At 60.8% G+C, this 25390-nt stretch carries 25 protein-coding genes and 1 pseudogene; 10 read left to right on the top strand and 16 right to left on the bottom strand.

Features of this window, described 5'->3' with window-relative positions; translation table 11 throughout:
- Positions 1 to 154: 154 nt before the first annotated feature.
- Entirely contained in the window at positions 155 to 763 is a 609-nt protein-coding gene (locus ASC97_RS16180) for a 50S ribosomal protein L25/general stress protein Ctc (protein ID WP_057469291.1), read from the bottom strand.
- Between the two features lie 326 nt (positions 764 to 1089).
- On the opposite strand from ASC97_RS16180, the gene ASC97_RS16175 reads away from it, so the two are divergent.
- The 4 genes from ASC97_RS16175 to ASC97_RS16160 all read left to right on the top strand — a co-directional run bounded on the left by ASC97_RS16175 (position 1090) and on the right by ASC97_RS16160 (position 8836).
- Positions 1090 to 3159: a putative bifunctional diguanylate cyclase/phosphodiesterase gene (locus ASC97_RS16175; protein ID WP_057469290.1), complete on the top strand. Its 2070-nt coding sequence runs from the start codon at positions 1090 to 1092 to the stop codon at positions 3157 to 3159.
- An 81-nt stretch (positions 3160 to 3240) separates the two neighbouring features.
- The gene (locus tag ASC97_RS16170; RefSeq protein ID WP_057469289.1) at positions 3241 to 4692 is read left to right on the top strand and encodes a hypothetical protein; all 1452 of its coding nucleotides are present in this window, start codon (positions 3241 to 3243) and stop codon (positions 4690 to 4692) included.
- A 127-nt stretch (positions 4693 to 4819) separates the two neighbouring features.
- Entirely contained in the window at positions 4820 to 8059 is a 3240-nt protein-coding gene (locus tag ASC97_RS16165) for an adenylate/guanylate cyclase domain-containing protein (protein WP_057469288.1), read from the top strand.
- Positions 8060 to 8158: 99 nt separating this feature from the next.
- Positions 8159 to 8836: a peroxiredoxin-like family protein gene (locus tag ASC97_RS16160; RefSeq protein WP_057469287.1), complete on the top strand. Its 678-nt coding sequence runs from the start codon at positions 8159 to 8161 to the stop codon at positions 8834 to 8836.
- A 58-nt stretch (positions 8837 to 8894) separates the two neighbouring features.
- Here the strand turns inward: ASC97_RS16160 and ASC97_RS16155 are convergent.
- The 7 genes and pseudogenes from ASC97_RS16155 to lgt form a co-directional block, all read right to left on the bottom strand.
- Positions 8895 to 9329 (bottom strand): annotated as a pseudogene (locus ASC97_RS16155) (Kazal-type serine protease inhibitor domain-containing protein); the annotation flags it as partial.
- A gap of 99 nt (positions 9330 to 9428) precedes the next feature.
- The gene (locus ASC97_RS16150; RefSeq protein WP_057469286.1) at positions 9429 to 10361 is read right to left on the bottom strand and encodes a ribose-phosphate pyrophosphokinase; all 933 of its coding nucleotides are present in this window, start codon (positions 10359 to 10361) and stop codon (positions 9429 to 9431) included.
- Between the two features lie 106 nt (positions 10362 to 10467).
- Entirely contained in the window at positions 10468 to 11301 is an 834-nt protein-coding gene (locus tag ASC97_RS16145) for a hypothetical protein (RefSeq protein ID WP_057469285.1), read from the bottom strand.
- 104 nt (positions 11302 to 11405) lie between these two features.
- Positions 11406 to 12557 carry a M24 family metallopeptidase gene (locus ASC97_RS16140; protein WP_057469284.1) on the bottom strand — a complete coding sequence of 384 codons (1152 nt, stop codon included), beginning with the start codon at positions 12555 to 12557 and terminating at the stop codon, positions 11406 to 11408.
- A 5-nt stretch (positions 12558 to 12562) separates the two neighbouring features.
- Positions 12563 to 13357 carry a peptidoglycan editing factor PgeF gene (gene pgeF, locus ASC97_RS16135; protein WP_057469283.1) on the bottom strand — a complete coding sequence of 265 codons (795 nt, stop codon included), beginning with the start codon at positions 13355 to 13357 and terminating at the stop codon, positions 12563 to 12565.
- 98 nt (positions 13358 to 13455) lie between these two features.
- Complete coding sequence (locus tag ASC97_RS16130; protein WP_057469282.1) at positions 13456 to 14556, bottom strand: class I SAM-dependent methyltransferase; 1101 nt, start codon at positions 14554 to 14556, stop codon at positions 13456 to 13458.
- 25 nt (positions 14557 to 14581) lie between these two features.
- Positions 14582 to 15430, bottom strand: coding sequence for a prolipoprotein diacylglyceryl transferase (lgt, locus tag ASC97_RS16125; RefSeq protein WP_057469281.1), 849 nt, complete (start codon positions 15428 to 15430; stop codon positions 14582 to 14584).
- Positions 15431 to 15621: 191 nt separating this feature from the next.
- Between lgt and ASC97_RS16120 the strand changes: the two genes are divergently transcribed.
- The 4 genes from ASC97_RS16120 (at position 15622) to ASC97_RS16105 (ending at position 17952) form a co-directional block, all read left to right on the top strand.
- The gene (locus tag ASC97_RS16120; protein WP_057469280.1) at positions 15622 to 15882 is read left to right on the top strand and encodes an accessory factor UbiK family protein; all 261 of its coding nucleotides are present in this window, start codon (positions 15622 to 15624) and stop codon (positions 15880 to 15882) included.
- 392 nt (positions 15883 to 16274) lie between these two features.
- Entirely contained in the window at positions 16275 to 16775 is a 501-nt protein-coding gene (locus ASC97_RS16115) for a YbjN domain-containing protein (protein ID WP_037058615.1), read from the top strand.
- Between the two features lies 1 nt (position 16776).
- Positions 16777 to 17601 carry a pyrroline-5-carboxylate reductase gene (gene proC, locus ASC97_RS16110; protein WP_057469279.1) on the top strand — a complete coding sequence of 275 codons (825 nt, stop codon included), beginning with the start codon at positions 16777 to 16779 and terminating at the stop codon, positions 17599 to 17601.
- A 9-nt stretch (positions 17602 to 17610) separates the two neighbouring features.
- Positions 17611 to 17952: a tRNA-binding protein gene (locus tag ASC97_RS16105; protein ID WP_057469278.1), complete on the top strand. Its 342-nt coding sequence runs from the start codon at positions 17611 to 17613 to the stop codon at positions 17950 to 17952.
- A gap of 55 nt (positions 17953 to 18007) precedes the next feature.
- On the opposite strand, the gene ASC97_RS16100 is transcribed toward ASC97_RS16105, so the two are convergent.
- From ASC97_RS16100 to ASC97_RS16085, 4 genes are read right to left on the bottom strand one after another with little or no spacing between them, the layout of a single operon-like run.
- On the bottom strand, positions 18008 to 18589 hold the full coding sequence (locus ASC97_RS16100) for a DUF1349 domain-containing protein (protein ID WP_057469277.1): 582 nt from the start codon (positions 18587 to 18589) through the stop codon (positions 18008 to 18010).
- Between the two features lie 10 nt (positions 18590 to 18599).
- Positions 18600 to 19976 carry an ATP-binding protein gene (locus tag ASC97_RS16095; protein WP_057469276.1) on the bottom strand — a complete coding sequence of 459 codons (1377 nt, stop codon included), beginning with the start codon at positions 19974 to 19976 and terminating at the stop codon, positions 18600 to 18602.
- 28 nt (positions 19977 to 20004) lie between these two features.
- Positions 20005 to 20706, bottom strand: coding sequence for a response regulator (locus ASC97_RS16090; protein ID WP_037058606.1), 702 nt, complete (start codon positions 20704 to 20706; stop codon positions 20005 to 20007).
- Positions 20707 to 21204 (bottom strand): MarR family winged helix-turn-helix transcriptional regulator, encoded by a 498-nt coding sequence (locus ASC97_RS16085; RefSeq protein WP_057469275.1) that lies wholly within the window; start codon positions 21202 to 21204, stop codon positions 20707 to 20709. It abuts the gene before it with no gap.
- A 254-nt stretch (positions 21205 to 21458) separates the two neighbouring features.
- On the opposite strand from ASC97_RS16085, the gene ASC97_RS16080 reads away from it, so the two are divergent.
- A complete protein-coding gene (locus ASC97_RS16080; RefSeq protein ID WP_057469274.1) occupies positions 21459 to 22346 on the top strand; it encodes a branched-chain amino acid aminotransferase in 888 nt (295 codons plus the stop codon).
- Positions 22347 to 22410: 64 nt separating this feature from the next.
- Here the strand turns inward: ASC97_RS16080 and ASC97_RS16075 are convergent, their stop codons facing one another.
- Entirely contained in the window at positions 22411 to 22677 is a 267-nt protein-coding gene (locus ASC97_RS16075) for a hypothetical protein (protein WP_057469273.1), read from the bottom strand.
- Between the two features lie 238 nt (positions 22678 to 22915).
- On the bottom strand, positions 22916 to 23524 hold the full coding sequence (locus tag ASC97_RS16070; RefSeq protein WP_057469272.1) for a DUF1236 domain-containing protein: 609 nt from the start codon (positions 23522 to 23524) through the stop codon (positions 22916 to 22918).
- Positions 23525 to 23782: 258 nt separating this feature from the next.
- Here ASC97_RS16070 and ASC97_RS16065 point away from each other — a divergent pair, with 258 nt between their 5' ends.
- Complete coding sequence (locus ASC97_RS16065; protein ID WP_057469399.1) at positions 23783 to 24430, top strand: MBL fold metallo-hydrolase; 648 nt, start codon at positions 23783 to 23785, stop codon at positions 24428 to 24430.
- 63 nt (positions 24431 to 24493) lie between these two features.
- Here ASC97_RS16065 and ASC97_RS16060 read toward each other — a convergent pair whose 3' ends face one another.
- Together ASC97_RS16060 and ASC97_RS16055 are read right to left on the bottom strand one after the other, a co-directional pair.
- Positions 24494 to 24916: a BA14K family protein gene (locus ASC97_RS16060; RefSeq protein ID WP_057469398.1), complete on the bottom strand. Its 423-nt coding sequence runs from the start codon at positions 24914 to 24916 to the stop codon at positions 24494 to 24496.
- Between the two features lie 161 nt (positions 24917 to 25077).
- Positions 25078 to 25293 carry a cold-shock protein gene (locus ASC97_RS16055; protein WP_003581120.1) on the bottom strand — a complete coding sequence of 72 codons (216 nt, stop codon included), beginning with the start codon at positions 25291 to 25293 and terminating at the stop codon, positions 25078 to 25080.
- Positions 25294 to 25390 lie beyond the last annotated feature (97 nt).

Here is a 25390-nt window from a genome sequence, read left to right as displayed (position 1 = left end):
ACCGCCTGCTGCCGCCACAGCATCCGTTGCAAACGGTTCCAAATGCTTCCACTAAATGTATTAAATGTTGCTGAAACGCTCCCCTTTCGCCCAAATGAAAAGGCCCGCTTTCCGGAGAAAGCGGGCCTTATGCTTTACAAATTATTGGAAGCTATCAGGCTTCAGCTTCGCCAGCTTCTTCGGTGCTTTCGACGCCCGCTGCCGGAGCAATGATCGTCGCGATCGTGAAGTCGCGGTCGATAACCGTCGTCACGCCCTTCGGCAGGGTGACATCGGAAATATGGATGCTGTCGCCGATCTTCTTGCCGCTGAGGTCGATGTCGAAGAATTCCGGAATCGCATCAGCCGGGCAATGAACTTCGATCTCGTGGCGAACGATGTTCAGAACGCCACCGATCTTCAGGCCCTGGGACTTTTCTTCATTGATGAAGTGAACCGGGATCTCGACGGTGACCTGGGTGTTGGCCGAAACGCGCAGGAAGTCCACGTGCATCGTGAAGTCGCGAACCGGATCGAGCTGGTAGTCCTTCGGCAGAACCTTGAACTTCTTGCCGTCGACGTCGATCGTTGCAACGGTGGTCATGAAACCGCCGGCGTGGATGCGCTTCGTCACCTCGTTGGTGCTGAGAGCGATAGAAATGGGGGCCTGCTTGTCACCATAAATGACAGCGGGAATTAAACCGTTGCGGCGAAGTTCACGGGCGGACCCCTTACCAACCCGTTCGCGCGCCTCGGCCTTGAGCTCGTAGCTTTCGTGGCTCATGACTTTTCCTTCCGAGGTTATTTGGAGAGCCCCGCGGCGGCAAATGCCTGTCGCGGAACTGGAGGCGGGTTTCCCCATCCTCATCCGCGTTGCCTCCAAGGGTGTCTGCGCGGACGCGTGCGCTATAGTATAGATGTCCCGCAAAGGCAAGAGATCGCCGGCTGTCGAGTGTATTCGCTTGGTGAGGCGGCGTTGGCGTGTGGTCGTTGTGCCAGAGAATTCATATGTTGCACAGCATTTAACCATATGACTGGAAATCATGGGCGATTAAGGAATGATAATGTCTGGAACGGTATGAAGAGCCGACATCAACGTGGTCCTTCTGCATGCTCCGCATCATTTCCTGTATCGGCGGCGAACACAGCCTGCCGCATCTGCTTTTCGCAACGGCTATTTGCGTACTCGGGTCTCTTCTGACGGTCCGGCTCTTTTCCAAGGTGAGGCGAACCCAAGGCCTTCAGCGGCTCAACTGGTTGTTTCTGTCCGGTTTCGTTGGCGGAGCCACGATCTGGACCACGCATTTCATCGCCATGCTCGGCTACCATGCGCCGACGCTGTCGGGTTACGACCCAGGCATGACGCTGCTGTCGCTGTTCATCGGGATCAGCTCGGCAATGATCGGGTTCGGCATTGCCTCCGTGCGCCGCGAGAGAACCGTGCTGATCGAGGCCGGCGGCGCAATCGTCGGTCTCGGCGTCGCGGCGATGCACTATGTGGGGATCGCCGGCTTCAGGGTGGCGGGCGATATCGAGTGGAACAGGGCTTACGTCATCGGCTCCCTGATCACAGCCGCGGTCTTCGGCGCGCTGGTAACGAACCTCATCGCCCGGCCTGCGACACGCTTCGGCAAAGTCGGTGCGGCGCTTCCGCTGATCCTCGCCATCGTGTCCACGCATTTCGTCGGCATGGCCGGCATGACGATCGTGCCCGATGCGGCTATTTCCGTTCCCGCCGAAATTCTCTCCGGCGGAGTCATGACCAGCCTCGTCGGGGCGGTGATGATCATCATCCTCCTGCTGGGTGCCTCGACCTACATCATCGACATGCAGTCGACCGTGGCAGCGGTTGCGCGCTACCGGCATCTGTCGCTACACGATCCGCTGACACATCTGGCGAACCGGGCAGCATTGAACGAACACCTGCCGGCGATGACCAGGAGCCTTGGCGGCGCAACGGACAGCATTGCGGTTCTTTGCTTCGATCTCGATCGGTTCAAGGAGATCAACGATGTGCATGGACATGCAGCCGGTGACGCGGTGTTGCGCGCGATAGGGGAGCGATTGACCACGGTCACCGGAAAGGGCCAATTTGCGGCCCGTGTCGGCGGCGACGAGTTCGTCGTCGTCATGCGCGACCGCATCGGACGGTCAGAAGCTCCGGCGTTGGCCCAGCGCCTGCTTGCTGAAATCGAGCGCCCGGTCGAGTGGCAAGGTCAGTCGCTTTGCGTCGGATCAAGCATCGGGATCTCCAGTTTTCCGGATCGGGCGCAGACGATCGACGATCTGCTTTCGCAGGCCGATGTGGCCATGTATCGGGCAAAGACAACCGTCGGCAGCAGCATCTGCTTCTACGACCCCTCGATGGACGAGGTGGCGCGTGCGCGTAGCGCCTTGGCGATCGAGATGCGCGAAGGGCTGAAGCGCAGCGAGTTTCTGCTGTTCTACCAACAGCAGAACGACACGGTCAGCCGCGAGGTCGTCGGACTGGAGGTGCTGTTGCGGTGGAACCATCCGACGCGGGGATATGTTTCTCCCGGTGAATTCATTCCAATCGCGGAAAAGACCGGTTTCATCCTGGAACTCGGCGAATGGGTTCTCCGCATGGCTTGCGCGGAAGCCGCGACCTGGAAGAACCCCTTGCGCATTGCCGTGAACGTTGCGGCCCAGCAGTTGGCCGACAGCCGCCTGCCGCAGATCGTCCACCAGATACTCGCCGATACCGGACTTGCGCCGTCACGCCTGGAACTGGAGATCACCGAATCCGGCATTGTCGCCGACCATGCGCATGCGCTGAATGCGATCCGTCGCCTGAAGGCGCTAGGTGTCAGGGTGGCGATGGACGACTACGGCACCGGTTACTCGTCGCTCTCGACGCTGCAGAGCTTCCCGTTCGACAAAATCAAGATAGATCGTGCCTTCGTCGACGGCGTCGTTACCAACAAGCAGTCGGCGGCCATCGTGCGGTCCACCCTCATTCTTGCGCAGAGCCTCGACATTCCGGTACTCGCCGAGGGTGTGGAGAGGGAAGAGCACATCGAGTTCCTGCGCAGAGAAGGCTGCCTGCAGGTGCAGGGCTTCCTGTTTGGCAAACCGGCTCCTCGTCCGGACATCGAGGCGATCGTGAACGGGCTGTCCGGAGCAGCAGCCGACACTGGGCCACGGAACGCTGCAGCCTGATCGTGATGCTCGGAGCCTACGGGTTGACATCGAACGTAAGCGACTTCACATGTGCGATGAACGCCACGGGGGAAATCCGGTATGAAGCTCAATGCCATAACAGTCGCGGGCGCCATCGTTCTCGGATTGCTGTCGACCGGGCAGGCGGCCGAGATCAATCAGCAGGGCGCAAGCGAAATCGAGAGAAACCTGACGAAGCTGCTGCCCAAGGAATTGAGCAGGGATGGCTTTGTCACCGTCAATCCCGCCGGGACCCGGTACGAGATCATCTACGATCTCGCAAAGCTGCTGAAGAACATCAATCCTGCCGATTTTGCCGTCGGCGGCCTTGTACCGTGGTCGATCTTCGCGACGCCGCAGGACGACGGCCTCTGGAAGGTCGAGGGCAACAATTCCGTCAATGCCTCAGGCCATTTTTCGGCGGTGGGCCAACCGAGGACAGACTTCACGTACACGGTGGATTCGCTGATCTTCAGCGGCCTGTTCGATCCGGCGATCAGCTATCTGCGCTCCGGCGATTTCTCGTCGAAGGCGGTGCGGTTCTCGTCGAAGACCGATGCCGAGGAAGTCAGCGTCGCTACGGACAGTTCGAACTACAAGCTGACGTCTGCGGAAAGCGCATCCGCCGGGAGAACCAACTTCGCAGGTAGCGGCACGTTCTCGGCGTTTGTCGAGACGGTCACAGGTCGGAACGTTCCACCGGTCGAGATCCGCGCCGATACCGTCGATTTTGCGGCTGCGGTGAATGGGGTGCCTGCCAGGGAGATCAGAGACCTCGCGATCTTCATCCTCGATCACGCTGACGAAAAGAAGCTTCGCCGAGCCGACAGCGAAGCGCTGAAGAGCTTGCTTCGGAAGGCTTTTCCACTGATGACGAGCCTGAATGAGACGATCAGCCTCAACAATCTGACGGTTTCGAACGTTGCCGGGAACGGTGGGGCGAAGACGCTGGACTATACGGTTGCGATGAGCGGCCCTACCAATGCGACGCGTTTTGACTTCGGCATGGCGGCACAGCAGATCAGCTTCGACAGTTCGCTGGTGCCGGCCGCCTATTCGTCCTTCGTCCCCAGTTCAGTCCAGGTGCAGATGGCTCTTCCCGACATAGATCTTGCTGCCTTTGGCGATGAACTTCTTAAGGTCGATTTCTCGAAGCCCACTTCCGACCGGGAGAGCGAGAAGGCATTCGAGAAGCTCGTCGAAGGGCACGATTTCGTCGTCGCGTTTCCAAAGATTGCAGCCGTTTCGAGCGTGTACGACGCCGACATCTCGGGCGAGATTCGCGGCGACCCGAAGATGAAGAAGGAATACTCGATGAAGGCGACGATCCTGGCGCGTGACTTCGACGAGACCATCGCAGCCGTGCAGGAGCTGGCAAAGACAAGTCCAGATCTCAACCAGGTCTCTTTTGGGCTGATGATGGCCAAGGGCTTTGCCAAGGCAGACCCGGATGGGCGCCAGCGGTGGGATATCGACATCGCGCGCAGCGGCGCCGTCACGATAAACGGACAGGTGGTCAAGGGCGCTGAATAGCCAAGCAGGGGCGGCGCTCGCAACGGGCGCAGCCCTGTCCCTTGCGGGGACAGCGCGGCAGGTTCATTGTACGTCGCTGGCGCATGATCGTCGAGACTGAACGGCGCGGCGTCTCGAGGTCGGTTCCATGAAGTGTATCGCCTGCGGTTTTGCGATCGAGAGCGGCTTTGCGTTCTGCCCGAAATGCGGCGCACGGCAACCGATCACATGCGCCGCGTGCGGCGAAGCGTGCCAGCCTGATTTCGCCTTCTGCCCGAAATGCGGGACCGCAATCGGCGGATCGTCCGTTCATGTGCCTGGCGGAGACGTCATCCCGTCAAGTCTACCCATTCCGCCCGCGCCCGACGAAGGTGCCGACCGCCGACCGCTGACCGTGCTCTTTGCCGATCTCTGCGGCTTTACCACGCTCAGCGAGAAGACCGATCCGGAGGTCATGCGGGCGCTGCAGAATGAAGTCTTCGAGGAATTGACGCATGCGGTCGAGGCCTATGGCGGCTTCGTCGACAAGTTCGTGGGCGACGCGCTGCTGGCGCTCTTCGGAGCGCCGACGGCACATGAGGACGATCCCGACCGTGCCCTGCGCTCGGCGCTCGAAATGATGGCGGGCGCGGAGCGCGTCGGTCGCCGGTGGCCTGCACTGCAAGGGGTTCCGTTGCGGCTGCATATCGGCATCAATACCGGGCCGGTCGTTACCGGCGGGTTCGGCGCCTCGGCGTCGCGCTCCTATTCCGTGACGGGCGATACGGTGAATACTGCACAACGCCTTCAATCGCTGGCGGACGCTGGAGTCATCCTGGTGGGGCCGATGACGCATCGGTTGACGCGGCATGCATTCGCCTTCGACAGCCTTGGCGCACAGGCGCTTCGCGGCAAGAGCGGCGATGTCGAGGTGCATCGGCTGGTCGGTCCGCTGGAGACGCCGCATTCCGTGCGCGGATTGGAGAGCCTCGGGCTGCACGCCGATATCGTCGGGCGAGATGCCGAACTCCTGCGGATGGCCGATTGCCTGGAGCTTGCCTGCGGCGGCAGCGCACAGCTTGTCCAACTCGTAGGGGAGGCGGGGATCGGCAAATCGCGGCTTGTCAAGGATTTCCTGGAGCGGCTTCCCGGCGAGGCCCGGTTTCAGCATGTCGTCGTGAGGCGCGCCGTGTGCTCGCCGCTCGGAGAGCAATCCTACGGAATGCTGGCGTCGGTGCTGCGCAGCGCGTATGGGATTGCCGACCGCGAGAGCCCTCAAATAACGGTGGAGTTGCTCACGTCGGGGCTGCGCGATCTCCAATTCCCCGATGAGGATGTCGCCGGTTTGACGCCTCTGCTCTTCTGCGTTTTCGGCTTTGGCGATCCGGGCGAAGCCCTGCGCCATCTGGAACCGGAAAAGCTGCGGCGGCAGATTCTCTACGCCACGCGCACGATCATCGAACGGCGGCTGTCGCTGAGCCCGCTTCTGCTTGTCGTGGAGGATCTGCATTGGGCGGACGCGGCCTCGATCGAGACATTGCACTTCGTGCTCGACCGGCTCGAGCGGACGCGCCTGATGATGTTGACCACCGGCCGTTCGTCGGAAGAGAGCGAAGGCCTGACATCCAGCAGAACCAGCCGTACGGTCTTGCGGCTCGCACCCCTGTCTCTGGAAGACAGCCAAATGCTGCTCACCCAATTTTTCGGCGCCGGCAGTGCAGTTCCTGCCGCCATGCGGTCAGGCATCCTGATGCGCGCAGGCGGCAATCCATTGTTCATAGAGGAGATCGTCCGGGGTTTGATCGAGACCGGCATGGTCAGGCTGGACGGCGAGCGATGGAGCGTTGCGAGCGCGGAAATGGGAACGGAGATTCCCGTGAGCCTGCAGGCGATGCTGCTGGCGCGGGTGGACCGCCTGCCTTCGGATGTGAAGCGGGTGGCCCAGGAGGCCGCGGTGATCGGACCACGGTTCGAGGACGCGTTGTTGCGGGCGATTACGTCCGATCCCGCTCGCGTCGAGCCTTGCCTCGATCTTCTGTGCGAGGCCGAAATTCTGGAAGACGTCGGTCGAGATCCCGCAAAAGCCGCGGGCTCCTATCGCTTTACCCAGGCAATGCTGCATGACGTCATCTACGGGAACCTGCTGCTGCAGCGGCGCAGAGAGTTGCATGCCCGGATAGGGCACGCCATGGAATCTTTGCACCAGGGTTCGCCGTTGCGGCTCGAAGATGTTGCCTTGCTTGGGCGGCATTTGTGCCTCGCCGGTGAAATCGACACCGGCGCCCGTTACCTGACGGCGGCAGGCGATCTTGCACGCAAGACCTATGCGAACGACGACGCCATTCGCCTCTACCGCGAAGCGCTTGCAGCCATCGCGGACAATGCCGCAGTTCTGCCGCAGAGGCTTGAGTTGCTTGAACGGCTTGCCGACCTCTATGGTCCCGCAGGAAGCCGGGACAATGCGCGCGATCACTACGGGCTGGCGCTGGCGATCTTCCGCGATACAGGCAACCAGCCAGCAGCTGCGAGAATTCTGCGCAAGCTCGGGCGCCTCCATCTCGACGCGGGCAGAAGGGCTCTCGCGGATGCCGATTTCGCCGAAGCGGCCTTGCTGCTGAGCCGGTGCGACGCGCCGATCGAGCTTGCACATCTCTTGCAGGAGCGTGGGCATCTTGCCTTTCGCATGGGCGACCAGCGCGCAGCCGCGCGCTGCGCCGATGAAGCGCTTGCCTGCCTCGATGCCTCCGATTGCGCGACCGCGGAGGCGGCTCAGGTGCGCGCGGAGGCGCTGAACACCAAGGGCGTGGCCCTTGCCCGTCTCGGACATCATCGCGACGCCGTGCGCGAGGTCGAGCGCAGCCTTGAGGTTGCCCAGAAAGCGGAATTGCTGAGTGCGGCCTGCCGTGCCTATGCCAATCTCGGCGTGCTCTACACGATCGTCGATCCGGCGCGTGCGATAAAGGTGTGCCGGCAAGGGCTTGATGTGGCTACGCACATCGCCGATCTCGCCTTCCAGGCGCGCCTCTACGCCAACCTTGCCGTCGCTTGCTGCACGTTTACGGACAATTGCGCCAAGGAGGGCGTTCCTGCTGCCGAGAGGGCGATCGAAATCGACCGGGCGCTCGACCAGCGTGATCACCTGGCGGTGCCGCTGATCGTGCTTGGACAGATCCATCAATGTCATGGCCAGCCGGAACTGGCGCGCAACTATTACGACGAGGCGCTGAAGCTCGCAGGTGAAATTGGCGAGCCGCAGCTGCTGTTTCCATGCTATGATGGGCTAGCGACGCTGAATCTGGAAAACGACGATATGGCCGAGGCCGAGCGGTATTTTGCGCTGGCTCAGGACGTTTGCACCAAACACGGTCTGGATCCGGATGCTTTGGTGGTGTTGCCTTTTCTTGACTGAACGAAGGCCGCTGGCAGTCAGACGGCTTCCGATGGAGTCGCCTAGAAACAATCCCCACCGACGCGCAGTGCGCCTGGCGAACATGCGAAGGAGGATGACATGCCGGAAATCCAGAGCGATAGACCCTTGCAGCCAGGCGATCGTGCGCCCAACGTCGTTCTCGACGCGATCACGCGCCAGGGCAAAATAGCGATAGACGACTTTCGCGGACAGAAGCCGGTTCTGGTCGGGCTGTTTCGCGGCTTGCACTGCCCGTTCTGCCGACGGCAGATCGCCGCCATGGCAAGTCTGGCGGGCGACCTGCAAGAGAAGGGCGTGGAAAGTCTGACGATCGTCAACACGCCGATCGAGCGCGCGCGCCTCTATTTCCGGTATCATCCTGTTCCCAATCTGCTCGCGGCGTCGGATCCCGACCGGGTATCGCACCGCGCCTTCGGGCTTCCGAACATCGAATTTACGCAGTCCGAGACGGCGTGGCCCTATAAGGTCAGTCTGGAAGCGCTTGGTTCCATGCGTCTTGAGATGCCGGAACTGCCGGAGCCGATGGGTGTGATGGCGGCCACCGAGTATCTCGACACGGCGGACGGCTACGAATTCACGGACGAGGACCGCAGCATGATCGCTGGGGGCGAGGGGCAGCTCATCGGCGAATTCCTGCTCGACCGCGACGGTGTCGTGCGTTGGTGTTTCACGGAGGTCGCCGATGACGGGCGCCGTCTGTTCGGCGTACCGGCTCCCCAGGAGGTCATGTCTGCAGCATCGCATATTGCCGCCTAGCGGGTCGCCTCATGGCCGGCGCGCCCGTCAACCGAAGCACGTCGGTTCTGCCTCACGGACGGCATTGGCCTTGGCCGACAATGCGGAAACCGCTGTTGTCGGCTTCACACGCATTCGGGAAAGTCCGCATCTGTGGTCCGCGCTGACCGCAGACCGGCCTGTATTCGCGGGTGCAGGCGCCCGCCGGGCGATCCGGTGGAGGCGGTTCCGGCCGGGGCGGCGGCGCGATCGGTTGCGGCCGGCGGCATTCGCCGCGGCCGATGATCTGGAATCCGCTGCTCCGAGCCTGGCAGGCATTGCCGAACGTCTGCGTGCGCGGGCCGCGCTGGCCGCAGACCGGCGCATACTCCATGGTGCACATCTGCGGCTGCGGCGGGCGAGGGCGCGGCGGCGGCCGCGAGGAGCCGGGGTCGACATCGGCCGTGCATGCCGAGAGCATGGGGATCAGAAAAAGCAGCGCGAGCTTTTTCGGCACTGTGAAACCGACAAACATCATTGTTTCCCCGCGGCTTGACTTCGTTCGAAATCCTAGCCGAAGGCGTGATCAGGACAAAGTGCAAAGCGCTGCTATTGTTCGCAAATCTGTGATGGTTCAGTCAAAGAGGCTGGAAACAGATTCTTCCTGGCTCGTGCGGTTGATCGCTTCACCGATGAGGCTGCCGGTGCTGACCACACGGATGTTGTGCGCGGACAGCACTGCGGTCGTCGGCTGAATGGAGTCGGTGATGACCAGCTCTCGAAGCTTGGATGAGGTGACTCGGGTAACGGCACCGCCCGACAGCACGCCGTGCGTGATATAGGCGGTCACGCTGGTCGCGCCGTTTTTCAGGAGCGCTTCGGCGGCGTTGACGAGGGTGCCGCCGGAATCGACGATATCGTCGATGAGGATGCAATCTTTGCCGGTCACGTCGCCAATGACGTTCATCACTTCGGATTCACCGGGGCGGTCGCGGCGCTTGTCCACGATCGCCAGCAGACAGTCGAGCCGCTTGGCGAGCGAACGGGCGCGCACGACGCCGCCAACGTCCGGGGAGACGACCGTGACGTTGCTGATGTCGTAGTTTGCCTTGATGTCGCGCGACAGGATCGGCACCGCATAGAGGTTGTCCGTCGGAATGTCGAAGAAGCCCTGGATCTGGCCGGCGTGCAGGTCGAGGGTCAAGACGCGATCGGCGCCGGCTTCGGTGATCAGGTTCGCGACAAGCTTGGCGGAAATCGGCGTGCGCGGCCCGGGTTTGCGGTCCTGGCGAGCATAGCCGAAATATGGAAGAACGGCCGTGATGCGACGTGCCGAGGATCGACGCATCGCATCGATCATGATCAGCAGTTCCATCAAGTGGTCGTTGGCAGGAAACGAAGTAGACTGAACAAGGAAGACGTCCTCGCCGCGTACGTTTTCCTGGATTTCCACAAAGATTTCCTGATCGGCAAATCTTCTGACGGTGGCTCTGCCTAAGGGCACATTGAGATAGTTGCAGATCGCTTCGGCGAGATGCCGGTTCGAATTGCCTGCGAAAACCTTCATCTTGGTCCGCCTGTTACCTGCTGATAGCCGCGCTTTTTAGCCAGCTTGTTCCCGAATGCAAGCGTAAAGGAGCCACAGGCTTCCTTATTTCTAAAAAGCCTGTGGCTTAGCCGCCACGAGCTTCACGCCAAGAAGAGAACTCGGTGATCGTCTTGGACGCAATTTGCTGCATGACAGAGGCGGGGACGGCAGCCCATGGATCCTGTGCTGCCGACGGCACGCTCTCCTGTCCCTGGATGCGGTGCAGGCGAGCGCCGCTGTTGTCCAGTACGTCCCAGACATAGACGACCGTCACGTTGCCGCTGTCGGAAAAGGCGGAGAGATAGCCCTTCAGGATGTAGGAGCTGCTGTTGTCGTTGGAGCTCCTGATCGAAAGGCCGTGCGAGCGCGCCTCTGTGCCGAGCTGCCGGGACAACGGTGTTACCGCCTGGACCGGGGCGCCGATGATGGGCAGGAAACGCACGGTCGTGCCGCGGTTCGTGCCCGCATTCAGCATTGCAGTCTGGTTTTGCTTCACAGGAGGCTGCCGTGCCGGCTGCTCGACCATGTCCTGTTCTTCGGCTTCGGCGTTCGACACGGGTTCAGTAAGCGTCTTGCTCTCAATCCGGGGGGACGCTGCCGGCGAGCGGGCGTCGCCGTCGAGAGCGAGAGCCTGGGCGTCCATCGTCGTGGGAGGCGCGCCGGTGCCCTGCCTGACGTAGGCCGGATGGTAACCGCCTTGCTGGTATCCGCCTTGCTGCTGGGGCTCGGATGCAAATGCCTGCCTGCGCGGCGTCGTTCCTGCGATACGCTCCACGTCGCGCTGGGTCACAGGTGACGAGCGGACACTGCCTGAGGTGTCGCCGACGTCGACCAGCGGGGTCAGCGCATCCGTGGTGTTGCAGGCCGACAGAAGGGTAAGGCAGGCCATGAGCGTGGGCGCCGTCGCAACTCGCGTCATCCCTCGGTTCGTCCTTCCCTCATGCGCGTGCCAGCCCCGGCAAACTTTATGACGGTCGGGGCTGGTCTGTGTCAATTGCGGATTGCTGGCTTTGACGCTTTACGTCACGCGTTGAGGAAGTCCAACGGATGTCGGGAAAGCGATCGTGGCGCTCCCTCGGTCGTCCGATAGGTCTGGCCAAGTGTCATTGCCGTTCCCGTATCGGAGTCCATGATAATCATGTGGACGAAGAGCGACATATCGGCCTCGATGGGCTGAGGGTTCCCGACGTGGAACATCTGGTGCTCCATCCACGATGGCGAGAAGCGCGCGCCAAGCGAGTAGCCACAGGCATTGAGGCGATGCCTGGCAAGCCCACGTTCGTCCATGATCTTGGAGTGCATGTCGAAGACGTCGCCGAACGTGTTGCCCGGCTTCAGGACGGTTTCGATCGCCTGGATGGTTTCGAGGCAGGCGTTATAGAGCTCGCGATGACGATAGGCCGGTTCGCCGACGACGATCGTGCGCATCATCGCCGCGTGGTAGTGCGCATAGGCGCCCGCCCATTCTAGCGTCAGCTGGTCGTTGGCATCGAGCTTCCTCCGTCCGGCCTTGTAGCGGCAGAGCAAAGCATCCTGCGCGGAGCCGATGATGAACTCGTTGGCGGGGTAGTCGCCGCCGCCGACAAATACCGCGCCCTGCATGGCTGCGAGAATGTCGGCCTCGTCGGCGCCGGGATTGGTGAGCGCGATGGCAGCATCGAGCGCGTCGTCGGCCAGTGCCGCCGCGCGTTCGACATATGCCATTTCAGCGGTGCTTTTGATCAGACGCAGGCGGCTGACGAGGTAGGATGCGTCGACGATCTGGCCGAACGCCGCGAGCTGCGCGTCGAGCAGGCGGGCGATACGGCCGGTCATGCCGTGCGTGTCGTATTCGATGCCAATACGGGCACCCAGCAGGTCCATTTCGACCAGCAGGTTCTTGAGATCGACCGTCGGGTCGGCGTTCACCCTGTCGACCCAGATGTGAATGTTCTCCAGGATCGACGTCTGCCTGGCCTGGCGCAGATCGGCCGAGCGCGTGATGAGCGCCATCGTACCGTCCGATTTGACCACCAGTGTCTGGAAGAAACAGTAGCCGAAGGTATCGTAGCCGGTGAGCCAGTACATGCTCTCCTGGGCGAAGAGCAGGACAGCGTCGAGCTTTTCTTCCAGCATCTTTTCCGTCAGGCGCGCGAGGCGGCTGGCAAATTCGGGCTTCTCGAAGTGCAGGGCCATACCGCTCAAATCTCCCTAATGGCAATCGCAGAAATCTGCCGGCCGTAGTCCGGCTCCTGCCTATGCGTGGTGCGCCGATAGGAGAAGAAACGCTCGCTATCGGGGTAGGTGCAGAGCCCCAGGCTTTCCGCTCGAACGCCTGCGGCGCGCAGCCGGTCGACCGTGAGTGCGGGAAGGTCGAACATCGCATGCCCAGCCTTCGGCGACGCAGTGAAATATTGGTCGTATGCCTTGTTCTGGCTGACAAAACGGTCGACGAATTCGGGGCCGACTTCGTAACTCCGTCGGCTGATCGACGGACCGAGGCAGGCGACGATCGCCTCCCGTCTGGCGCCCAGCTTCTCCATCGCATCGATCGTGTTCTCCAGCACGCCGGTGAGCGCACCCTTCCAGCCGGCATGGGCTGCGCCGATGACGCTCATTTCCGGATCGGCGAACAGGATCGGCCCGCAATCGGCAGCCAGAACACCGAGAGCGATGCCCGGCGTTGCCGTTACCAACGCATCTGCCGCCGGACGGGAACCGTCGTAGTCGGCATCGACGACGACGACATCGGGCGAGTGAACCTGATGCACGGTCGCCAGGCGTTCCAGCGGCAGCGCGAACCAGCTTGCCACGCGCCGCCGGTTTTCCTGCACCCTCTCGCGGTTGTCGTTCGATCCGAGGCCAACATTGAGGCCGCGATAGATGCCATCGGAAACGCCTCCCTGCCGGGTGAAATAGCCATGAACGATTGCGCCGCCTGTCGCCTGGTTCAGCAGCTCGCTCTGGATCGGTGCCGGGGATGGCGCATGTGTCATCAGCAATTCCAAGATTTGGCTTTCGCTCTGTCTATTCCGTCTTGTCCGGCGAAGCGTCTTTCCTTGCGCCGGATGTTGGCCCAGCCGCGCGCGCTCTGTCAATCCACGGGGCGGAAGGGCATGAGGGCGATGGCGGGATGAGAGACAGCCATTGCCTTGAACAGTTCCCCCATTTTTCCCTCTCCTTCGCCAGCAAGCCGATCGACGGCGGCCTGGATGATCTGCTGTGTGCGCGGCTCGCGATCGCGGCCGAGCGCGGCGGCTCGGTCAAGAATGCCGAGCCCGACCAGGAAATCTCCCTGGTGGAGCGCCCCGTTGATATGCAGGCCTGCCGAAGCGGCTGTTTCCGCCAGCGCCTGGAAATCGACGTGGCTGGTCAGGTCGGCTTCGCCCGGATGGGCCAGTGCCGGATCGAACTCATGCATGCGAACAGCCTGGAGTGTATCGCCGAAGCCGGTGACCAGATGACCATAGTCGATTGCGAGTGCCGTCCCGTCAAAACGCTTGAGCCTCTCTGCGATGGCGAGCATCACCGACTGCCGGGCAGGAGAAATCTCAAACAGGGTGCCTGACGGCATGGACTGAGCCCCTTCCGGCAGCAGGGCAGGGTCGATGCCCGCGATCCCGGCCCCAAATGCCAGCTCGTCATCGGCGTCGAGGCCGACCATGCGCTCCCTGAAACCGGCCGCTGTCTTCACGAACTGCCGGATGGGGATGGCGTCGAAGAGCTCGTTGGCGGCAATCAGCGTAAAGCCGGGTGGCACCTCGCCGAAATCAGTGTGCCACTCGATCTTGCCGGAATGATCCGCCAGGGTTTCCTGCTGGATGTCGCGCAGGCGTTCGCTGGTTTCCACGAGATGCGCCGTCATGTTTTCGAAGAGGGGCGGCGCGAGGCGAGAGATGACGCGCAGCATGTCGGCCATCATCGTGCCGCGTCCGGGTCCGATCTCCACAAGCCTGACGTCTGCCGGCGTGCCGTGGCGTTGCCAGGCATGGACGATGAAGACGCCGATCATTTCACCGAATAGCTGGCTGACTTCCGGCGCGGTCACGAAGTCACCGGAACTGCCGAACGGTTCACGGGTGCGGTAGTAGCCGTATTCGGGATCGGCGAGGCAGAGCGAAAAGAAATCCGTCACGCTGATCGGTCCATTCGCCCGGATGATCGCCTTGATCTTCTCACCGAGTGCGGTGGTCATGGTTCTCCTCCTCCAACAGCCGAGATCAGTGCTGCAGGGCAGCCTGCCGGCGGGCACGGATCATGGCCCAGACGCCAAGTAGAAGCATGGGAGACGAGAGGACCATCCCCATCGTCAACCAGCCGGTGCCGAGAAGGTAGCCAAGCTGGGCATCCGGTTCGCGGAAGAATTCAACGAAAATACGCGACAGGGCGTAGCCGCACACAAACACGCCGGTGACAAAGCCGGGTGTCTTCAAGGCGCGCAACGCATAGATCAACAGGGCAAGGACGAGGAGGAGCACGATGCCCTCGAGACCGGCTTCGTAGAGCTGGCTCGGGTGGCGGGCAAAGGGGCCGCCCGTCGGGAACACAATCGCCCAGGGTACATCCGTCAGCCGGCCCCAGAGCTCCCCATTGATGAAATTGGCGATGCGGCCGCAGAAAAGGCCGATCGGAACGACGGCCGAGACGATATCGAAAAGGCTCCACAACGGAATGCCGTTGCGCCGCGCGAAGATGATCATCGCAATGGTCGTGCCTGCCAGTCCGCCGTGAAAGGACATGCCGCCGTTCCAGATCTGGATCGCGCGGATCGGGCTCTCGATCACCGAGGGAAGATCGTAGAAAAGGATGTAGCCGATGCGCCCACCAAGCACGATCCCGAGCGCCACCCAGACGATGAAGTCGTCAAGCTGTGTTTTCGAGATCGGCGAGCGGTTGCCGGGCCAGAGTGTGTCGTTGCCGGCGATCAAACGCGCATAATACCATCCGAGCATGATGCCGGTGACATAGGCGAGACCGTACCAATGAATGGCCAGGGGACCGATCGAAAACGCGATCGGATCGATATCCGGGAAAGGCATGATGGCCAGGAGGTTGGCAGCTATCGGCAAGGTGTTCCCATCCGTTGATGTCGGCGGAACATGGCGCTACGCCCGCAGAGGGTCAAGTCGATTGTTAGTGATCCGTATTGCAAGGGGTGCTTATCCAGAGCAAAGCGCTTGCATCCTCAATGGCGAAGCCCTACCTCATCCTCATAGGCCGCGGAGGCCGAACCTGTTCATTTACAAGGGAGAAGACCGCCATGACGACTGGAGCAAACCGCATCATGGACGAGTTCGCCAAGCTGATGACCGATGCCGCCGGCGCTGCCCAGGGTGTGCGCAAGGAAATCGAGACCGCGTTCAACGCGCAGGCCGAGCGCTGGCTGAACAGCATGGACATCGTCAAGCGCGAGGAGTTCGAGGCCGTGCGCGAAATGGCGATCAAGGCGCGCGACGAAAACGAAGCCCTTTTGGCGCGTGTTGCGGCGCTGGAAGCGAAACTGGCCGCAAAAGGCAAGTAATCTCGTTTTGAGACAGGCGGCGGTGTGGCCTTTATGAGACACGCCGCGGCTTCGGCCAAAAAAGCCGGTGCAGTTATCCACCTGTGGACACTGCCAAAAAAGCCAATTCGCAGAGTCGCTTAATCCCCCTTCTGAAAGCAAATCCAATCACCTTTCCACAGTGGCGTTTCGGAAAACCGGCCTTTGGGGGCTGGCATGCCACCGGGTGCGTTATACACTGATTTTAAATGATGATTCGAAGCAGTTGGTAAGCTCCGGGCAGGTTCACTGCGTAAGTCTGGTAAGCGGTTCAACGATCATCTGGGTTGGTGGTTTCCGGGTAGCTGTGTGTGTTCTTCTGTGTCTCGTTGGACAAAGTCGTTACGCATTCACTCCGGTCAAGAAGGTGCTGCATGAGCCTCATGGAATTGGAAGTCGAGCGTCAGTCGAACCCGGTCGATATGATCGAGTACGTCGCCGCCAACAACGACTGGGCTTTCGAGCGGTCCGGCGACGACGAGATCGCGATGACGGTCGAAGGCAAGTGGACGGACTACCACGTCTCCTTTTCCTGGATGGAAGAGTTTGAAGCACTGCATCTCGGCTGCGCCTTCGACATCAAGGTGCCGGAACAGCGGATGAATGAGGTCACGAGACTTCTTGCAGCGATCAACGGCCAGGTGTTGATGGGACACTTCGATGTCTGGCGCCAGGAAGATGTGATAATCTTCCGGCAGTCTCTCCTGCTTGCCGGCGGTGCCGAACCGACGAATCGGCAGGTCGAAGTGCTCCTCGCCAGCGCACTCGACACCTGCGAAGCCTATTATCAGGCTTTCCAGTTCGTGATCTGGTCGGGCATGGAAGCCAACCGCGCTATGGAAGCCGTTCTGTTTGAAACAGTGGGCGAAGCGTAAAATGTCGTCAGAGCTTTCGTCTTCGGGCCCAATCGTTCTTGTCGGTGCCGGCAACATGGGAGGCGCGATGCTTTCCGGCTGGCTGAAGAGCGGTGTCCCGGGGGCTTCTGTCGTCGTCGTTGATCCAGGTCCCTCGGCCCAGATGATGGACATCATCAAGGCCGCAGGCGCGACACATGTGACGGCTGCTCCTTCCGATCTGACGGCGGGCGTGCTGTTTCTTGCCGTCAAGCCGCAGGTGATGGAAGCCGTGCTTCCCCTGGTCAAGAGTGCGGTCGGTGCCGCGACGGTGGTCGTGTCGGTTGCTGCCGGCAAGACGCTCGGGTTTCTCGAAAAGCATCTCGGCGAGGCCGCGATGGTTCGCGCCATGCCGAACACGCCTGCGATGGTCGGGCGTGGCGTGACCGGTGCCTTTGCCAACGCGCGCGTCACGCCAACGCAGCGCGACCATGTCCACGCGCTTTTGCGCGTATCGGGTCCTGTCGAGTGGGTGCCTGACGAAGCCGATATCGATGCGGTTACGGCGCTGTCCGGCAGCGGTCCGGCCTATGTATTTTATCTCGTCGAGTGCATGGCAGAAGCAGGCCGCAAACTCGGCCTGCAGGCGGACCTTGCCATGCGCCTCGCACGGGAAACGGTCGCGGGGGCTGGTGAACTCATGCATCAGTCCCCCGACGACGCTGCGCGCCTTCGCCAGAACGTGACGTCTCCTGGCGGCACGACGGCGGCAGCCCTTTCGGTGCTGATGGCCGAGGACGCGATGCAGCCGCTGTTCGACAAGGCGCTTGCGGCCGCGCGCAAGCGCGCCGAAGAACTTGCCGGCTGAGGTGCTGTCATGACCGAAGAAATCACCTATGCCGATTTCGAGCGCGTCGACATTCGCGTTGGCACGATCATCGAGGCCACACCCTTTCCCGAGGCACGCAAGCCCGCGATCAAGCTGCTGATCGACTTCGGACCCGAGATCGGCGTCAAGAATTCGTCGGCGCAGATTACCGTCCACTATACGCTGGAGGGTCTTGTCGGCCGTCAGGTTCTCGGCGTCGTCAACTTTCCGCCGCGCCAGATCGGCCCCTTCCGGTCCGAAGTTCTGACGCTCGGCTTCGAGGACGAAGCGGGCGCCATCGTGCTTGCCGCGACCGACAAGCCAGTGCCGAACGGCAAGAAGCTGATGTGATCTGTGGACAGACGGGATCGGCGAGTGCCAACGGTATCGGCGCGTGCCGGCGAGATCAGTGGATATCTCGGGAAAGTGGATTTGTGAGGACGTAGTCGTGGAATGCGGCTTCGAAGCCCGCCCGCTGCGGTGAGCAAAAAGCGGGGCCGACCGACAACTCCTCGAAGGCCGGGTCGAACCAGGCGAGGCGGGCCATTTGCCATTCCGCCATGCGATCCGTTTTGTACTGGACGAAGAGGGCATCGCGGTTGCGTGTCACGCGCACGGACATCCGTTCGAAATCATGATCGACGCGGAAAGCCGACCAATCGGAATTGCCGTTGGTTACGACGACGCTGAAATGTCTGGCTCCATCCGTATATTCGATGCCGCATTTCATCCAGTGCTTGGCGTCGGCACGCACCATCATGCCTGCCTGATCGTACAATGCCTCGTAGCGCCCAGAGAAGCAGAGTTCGGCGGTGAAATCGCCACGTCGGGAACGGTGCAGGAAATGCCCGTCGTCGCGATGGAAGCCATAGTAGGTCCCCTGCCAGAAATCCGTCTTGTCGCCCGAGCGAACATGCAGCGTGCCGTCGCGCTCCTCGACGAAAGGCGGGGGATTGAGCCACGTCATGTCATTTGCGGTGATGGTCATCCGATGTCTCTCACGCAGGCAGCCGGATTGTTGCGCGCAAACCGCCCTGCGGACTATCGCCGAGCGTGACGTTGCCGCCGTGGCTGCGGGCGATATCGCGGGCGATTGCAAGGCCGAGACCAGTGCCCGATGCATCGAGGTTGCGCGCCTCATCGAGCCGGAAGAAGGGCTTGAAGACGTCTTCGCGATTCTTCTCCGGAATTCCCGGGCCGTCGTCGTCAAAGACGATCGTCAGCCATTTGGCGCTGTGCTTCGCGTCTATGTTGAGCGTGTTGGCGTAGCGACGGGCGTTGGAGGCGAGGTTGGTCACCAAGCGGGTGAAGGCGGTCGGACGGACCGAAACGCTGTCGTCGCCCTCGATCGCATAGGTGAGCGTCTTGCCGTGCAAGGCGAAGTCGGGTTCGAGTTTCTCGAAGAGCTCGCTGAGCTTCACTTCGCCGACGTCCTCTTCGACTTCGCTGCGGGCAAATGCCATGTAGGCCTCCAGCATCGATTGCATGTCGTTGACGTCGTCGTTCAATCCATGCAAATCCGGATGATCGCCGGCCAGCGCAAGCTGCAGCTTGAAACGGGTGAGGATGGTGCGCAGGTCGTGGCTGACGCCGGTCAGCATAGCGGTGCGCTGCTCCATCTGGCGCTCGATACGCTCGCGCATGAGAATAAAAGCGAGACCGGCGCGGCGGACTTCATCTGCGCCGCGCGGATAGAAGTTGTCGGCCTTCTGACCCTTGCCGAAGCTCTCGGCGGCGGCGGCCAGCGTCTGGATCGGGCGGATCTGGCCCCGAAGGAAGAGAATGGAGATGGTGATCAGCACAAGCGATGCTCCGACCATCCACACGATGAAGATATGGGTGTTGGAGGCGTAGGTCTGGCTGCGTCTGGCGAGCACGCGCAGTATCTTGTCCTTGAGCTTTACCCGGATTTCCACAAGGTTGGAGTCACCTACGGTATCGATCCAGAACGGGCGCTTGATCTGATCGCTGATCTCATCGCTCAAAATGCCATCCAGGATCGAGAAGAACGGCTTGATGCGCGGTGGAGGGAGTTCGCCGTCCTGTTCGATCGATATCTGCAGGCCCAGCTGGTCGCGGGCGATGCGCGTCGCTTCGCTGTAGTCTGTATCCTGGGGATAGGTCTCGATCATTTGAATGATCGCCGCAATATCGCGGGTCACCGCCATCGAGAGCCGCTGCGTGACCATCTGCCAGTGCCGTTCCATGAAAAGTCCGGCGACGACGGATTGCAGAAGCACCATCGGAATGATGATGATGAGAAGCGAACGGACATAGAGGCCCTTCGGCAGCTGCCGGCGCAGCCAGCGGCCAAGCCACCGCCATCCGTAGGCAGGCGAGCGGTCCTCGCGCCGCAGGGAATCGAATGTCACCATCTAGATCGCCGGTCCTGACGTTGGGTCCTCAATCGATGCTCAGCCGATATCCTATACCACGAACCGTCTGGAGCCAGACCGGATTTGCGGGGTCGTCCTCGATTTTCCGACGCAGGCGGTTGATCTGCACGTCTATCGTTCGCTCGCCGACATCCACGTCGCTTCCGATCAGCTCGTGACGCGGAATGGTATCGCCCGCGCGTTTGGCGAACAGCAGCATGATTTCCTGCTCCCGGTCGGTGAGACGTACGACTTCGGAAGCCTTCTTCAGTTCCTTGCGGGTCAGCGAGAAGGTGTAGGGGCCGAACATCACCTGCTCGATCTTCGGCGCGTCGTTCGAGGCATTGCGCCGCAGGATGTTGTTGATCCGCAGGACGAGCTCGCGCGGGTCGAAAGGCTTGGGAAGGTAATCGTCGGCTCCAGCCTCCAAACCGGCGATACGGCTGCCCGATTCCGCAAGTGCCGTCAGCATGATGATCGGCACGCTTTTGATCGTGCGCAGGCCTTTGGTGACATCGATCCCGGATTCGCCCGGCATCATCACGTCCATGATGATGAGATCGAAGTCGAGGCCCGCAAGCTTGCGTCGGGCTTCGGCGCCGTCGGCTGCCGCCGTTACCCGAAAACCGTTCTCGGTCAGGTAGCGGTTTAGCAGCGCGCGAATGCGCGTGTCATCGTCCACCACGAGCAAGTGCGCCGCATCGTCCGAAATCACTGTTTTTGCCGCCATTCAGTCTGCTTTCGCGTTTTGTCTGTTCCGCATGCCTCTCAGAAAGGCTTTCACGCCTTCCCGTATTTCCGGAGAAGCTCCGTCGAATGCTCTCTCAATACGGCGCGATTGCGGCTCTGCCAGTGCAAAGGCAAGTTCGCGCCCTGTCTTCGTCGGATAGAGTTTGCGCTGCCGTCTGTCCTCAGGCCCCGCAAGCTGTCTGATATACCCCGAATCGATGAGTTGTTTGAGTACCCGTGCGAGACTCTGTTTGGTAATCTTCAACGTATCCAGAAGATCGGCAACGGTCATGCCGGGGTTGCGGTTAACAAAATGCACCACGCGGTGATGCGCGCGCCCGAAGCCGCTTTCAGACAGAATGGCATCGGGGTCGGAAACGAAGTCACGATAGGAAAAGAACAGCAGCTCGATGATGTCGAAGTCGATGGTGTCCGTGTTTTCCATCGGCATCTTCAGCGGTTCCGGCTTGCCGGCTTTCGGGCTGGTCTGTCGTGCCAATTTGGCATTTCCTTTCTTATTCGGCGTCCTTCGGGAACGATCCGAAAAAATACGTCAGCTTTATTGACATATTTTTACGTCGTCGTTAGCCTTCCCACGCTTTGCGAAGCCGACGATATCGCTGTTTCCACCGAAAACCCGACCCGCCTTCGCGAAACTCCCAATATAACGCGCAATTTCCCCTACTTCAGTGGATAGAACGTATTTGGGATAACAATCAACAGGCATGGCGTCGGCGCGCCAAGGAGGACAGGATGGCTTCAGTTCCTTTCGATCAGCTGGATGGCGAAATCTGGTTCAACGGCGAGTTCGTTCCGTGGAAGGATGCAAAGATCCACGTGCTGACGCATGGCCTCCATTACGCAAGCGCCGTCTTTGAGGGCGAACGCGCCTATGGCGGCAAGGTCTTCAAGCTGACGCAGCACAACGAACGTCTGCACAGGTCGGCGGAAATCCTGGGTTTCAAGGTTCCTTTTTCCGTTGCCGAACTGGATGCGGCAACGGTCGAGCTGTTGAAGCGCCAGGGCTTTTCGGAGGCCTACGTCCGCCCGATCGCCTGGCGTGGCAGCGAGATGATGGGCATTTCGGCACAATCGAACCGCATCAACGTGGCGATCGCCATCTGGCAGTGGGGCAGCTATTTCAATCCGGCTGAAAAACTCAAGGGAATCCGTCTCGACATTGCCGAGTACCGACGTCCCGATCCAAAAACGGCACCATGCGCATCCAAGGCAGCGGGGCTCTACATGATCTGCACCATTTCCAAGCACGCTGCCGAAGCCAAGGGCTACGCCGATGCAATGATGCTCGACTATCGCGGCCAGGTTGCAGAGGCGACCGGCGCAAACATCTTCTTCGTGAAGGACGGGGTTCTCCATACGCCGACGCCGGATTGCTTCCTCAACGGGATCACCCGGCAAACCGTCATCGAGCTCGCCAAGCGTCGAGGGATTGACGTCGTCGAACGCGTTATCTTACCTGAAGAGCTTTCAAGCTTCAGCGAGTGTTTCCTGACCGGATCTGCGGCGGAAGTGACGCCCGTCTCCGAAATCGGTCCCTACAGGTTCACGCCCTCGACGATCTCCGAGACACTGATGAACGATTACGTCAACGAGGTTCATCCGGCTACTGTGGCCGGATAACGACGCCTTTTGATGTTGCGGCCGGTTTCCAGAGAGGCAGCCGGCCGTTTATCATTCGCTGGTGCTATCTTGCCTTGGCCACAACGGCGCCGACGATCGTCGACAGAATGCCGCCGCCGATCAGGCCGCCGATGCCGTCGGCGATCAACCCGGTCAACTGGGCTTCGCCGCCGAACATGGTCAACAGGATGCCGCCGCCGATCCCGCCGATCGCGCCGGCGATCGTTCTGGCCACAGTGCTGATAGCCACTTGCTTCAGGGCGCCGCTTGCGAGATTGCCGCCGACCGCGCCCGCGATCACTTGTGTAATGAGTGGTAGTAAGGCTTCCATGATTTCCCTCCTTCGCGTTTCCTCAAACGCAGCGCCGACTGCGCCATCTCCAACGGGACGGCCAGTCATACAGTCGATCCGGCGTCCGATAGGAACAGGGATATCGTCTGAATATCAGTATTTTAGCATAGGAAAGGCGGAAGCGAAATGGATAGCAACCCATACGTGAAAATTTTCTGCCTGCATTCACATGCGAAAGGCGGCCCCAAGGCCGCCCCGCAATCATTCGATTCTACTGCTATTGATAGACATAAACGATGCGCCGGCTGCCCGGATCGACCAGTACCGGACGGTCGTTGATGCGCGCATAGCGATACTGGTAGTCGGGAATCTCCTGGAACGTCACGTCGCCGGGAACCTGGGCGCCGACAACCACATCGCCGCGGATTTCGACCGTCCGACCCGGATTGGTCTCGATATAGGTGGTTACCATCTCGGGAGGGTCGATTGCTTCCACCGAGCCGACGGGGCCAAGCAACTCGTCACCGGGCGCGGGTTCGGCATCGACGCTGGCCGTCGTCTCATAGGTTACGACGGGAACGCCAAGATCGTCCCGGTGGTCCTGGACAATCACCGTATCGCCACCCTGGTCCATCTGGAGATATTGTGCATAGACCCAGCCACGAACGCCGTTTACGTCGACACGGCACCAGCGGCTATCCTGAATGCAGCCGTCGAGAATGGTTTGCGATCCGCGTGTGGCAACGCCGACCGAAGGGTACTGCGTGCCCGGGCCGGTATGGATGGTCAGATCGTTGATGGCCGTCGCCGCCATTTCCGCGTGAGCGAAGCCCGCGGTTCCCGCGACGATCGCGCCAGCCAGGAAAAGTTCTCGCTTCAAGGTCATCTTGGTTCTCCTTCTTTCTGGGCTGGTAACGTCCTGCCTGGCACGAGGTTCCGAAATTTCCCACCTTTGGGTGAGGGGAGTGGCTCCGCTCATCATTTAAATCGGCACCCCATATCACCATGGGTTTCATCGTTATGATTTTTCGTGATCCGGCGGTCTCTCGTCATGGGGGACGGACGCAGAGCTTGCAAAATGGCGGCTGTGCAGGCTCCGATTCCGGACTATACCTTTCCCTCAGAAAGACGAAGCGAGGCACTCATGAGCATGCTCCAGGCCGGTATTATTCCGGTAACCGCGTTCCAGCAAAACTGCACGATCCTGTTCGATCCCGAAACGAAGGAGGGCGTTGTGGTTGATCCCGGCGGGGACGTGCCGGTCATCCTGCAGGCAGTCAGGGAGAACGATCTGGCGATAAAGGCGATCTGGCTCACGCACGGCCATCTCGATCATGCAGGCGGCGCCAAGGAGCTTAAGGAAGCATTGGGCGTCGAAATCGTCGGGCCGCATGAGGACGATCTTCCACTGCTGGCGCGCATCGAAGCTCAATCGCAGAAATATGGCCTGCCGGCGGGCATGCAGAACGTTGTGCCTGATCGCTGGCTGAAGGACGGCGATTCGGTATCCTTCGGCGAACACGCATTCGAAGTGTACCATACGCCCGGCCATGCGCCCGGCCATGTCATCTATTTCAATCGTGCACAGAACTTTGCTCACCTGGGCGACGTGCTTTTCAACGGCTCGATCGGACGCACCGATCTGCCGGGCGGCAACCACCAGCAGCTCCTGGATTCCATTCGCGAGAAAGTGCTGCCTTTGGGTGACGATGTCGGCTTCATTTGCGGCCATGGTCCCGGCAGTCGAATCGGCGACGAGCGGCGCAACAACCCCTACCTTCAAGGCATCTGATTCGCTCAAAACAAAAGCGCCGCTAAAAAGCGGCGCCCCTGTATTTGTCGATAGACGTTGCGATCAGTTCGCGACGCAGAAGTGGCTGCGGCCGTCATTGCCGATGAAGGTGCCGCTCCGCGGGTCGAACGAGCGATAGCGATAGGAGCAAAACCGTTCCCACTGCGGGGTCCAGGGTTCGACCGAGGCGCGGACCGGTACCGGGCGATAATAGCGCGGCGGCGGAGCGCGATAGACAGGTGCATCGTCGTACTCGTAGACCGGCGGGTCGATGTAGCGTGGTTCGTCGTAGCGCGGAGCGTTGGCAATAGCCGAGCCAACGATCAGGCCGGTCGCAAGACCGACTGCACCGCCTACGAGCGCATCGTTGTTGTTGTTGTGATGATGGCGGTAGCGCCAATCGTCAGCAGATGCCGCGCCGATCGACGAGAAGGTGATGGCAGCAGCGGTTGCCGTCAGAAAGAGGGTTTTGGCGAGGCTATTCATCATGTCCTGTCCTGTTCAACTGATAGGCGGTCTTGCACCTTGATGATGTCAAGGTAAGGGCGGGCACGTGAATACAGGCTGAACAACAAAACCCGGCATTCCTGCCGGGCTTCAACTCGAATTGATAGCTGTGGCTAAGGGTGTCAGCCCGGGCTGGAGTATCAGCCCGAAATCTGCAGGTTGACAGCCTTGGGGCCCTTGCCACGGCGATCCGGCTCCGTGTCGAAACTTACCTTTTGGTTTTCCGTCAGTCCGGCAAGACCCGAAGCCTGAACGGCTGAAATGTGAACGAAGATGTCAGCGCCGCCACGATCCGGCTTGATGAAGCCGAAGCCTTTGTCGGTATTGAAGAATTTTACAGTGCCAGTCTCGGCCATGCGTCAGGTCCTTTTATCTCTGCCCGCCATCCACACGGGCAGCATCACTGATATTGCCCCCTCTCGGAGGCGCTAGCAGGCAATTATTGAAATGTGA

The sequence above is a fragment of the Rhizobium sp. Root1203 genome, assembly GCF_001424945.1.
Lineage (GTDB): Bacteria > Pseudomonadota > Alphaproteobacteria > Rhizobiales > Rhizobiaceae > Rhizobium.
Note: the sequence above shows the minus strand (reverse complement) of the source record. Positions and strands in the feature narration are given on the sequence as shown.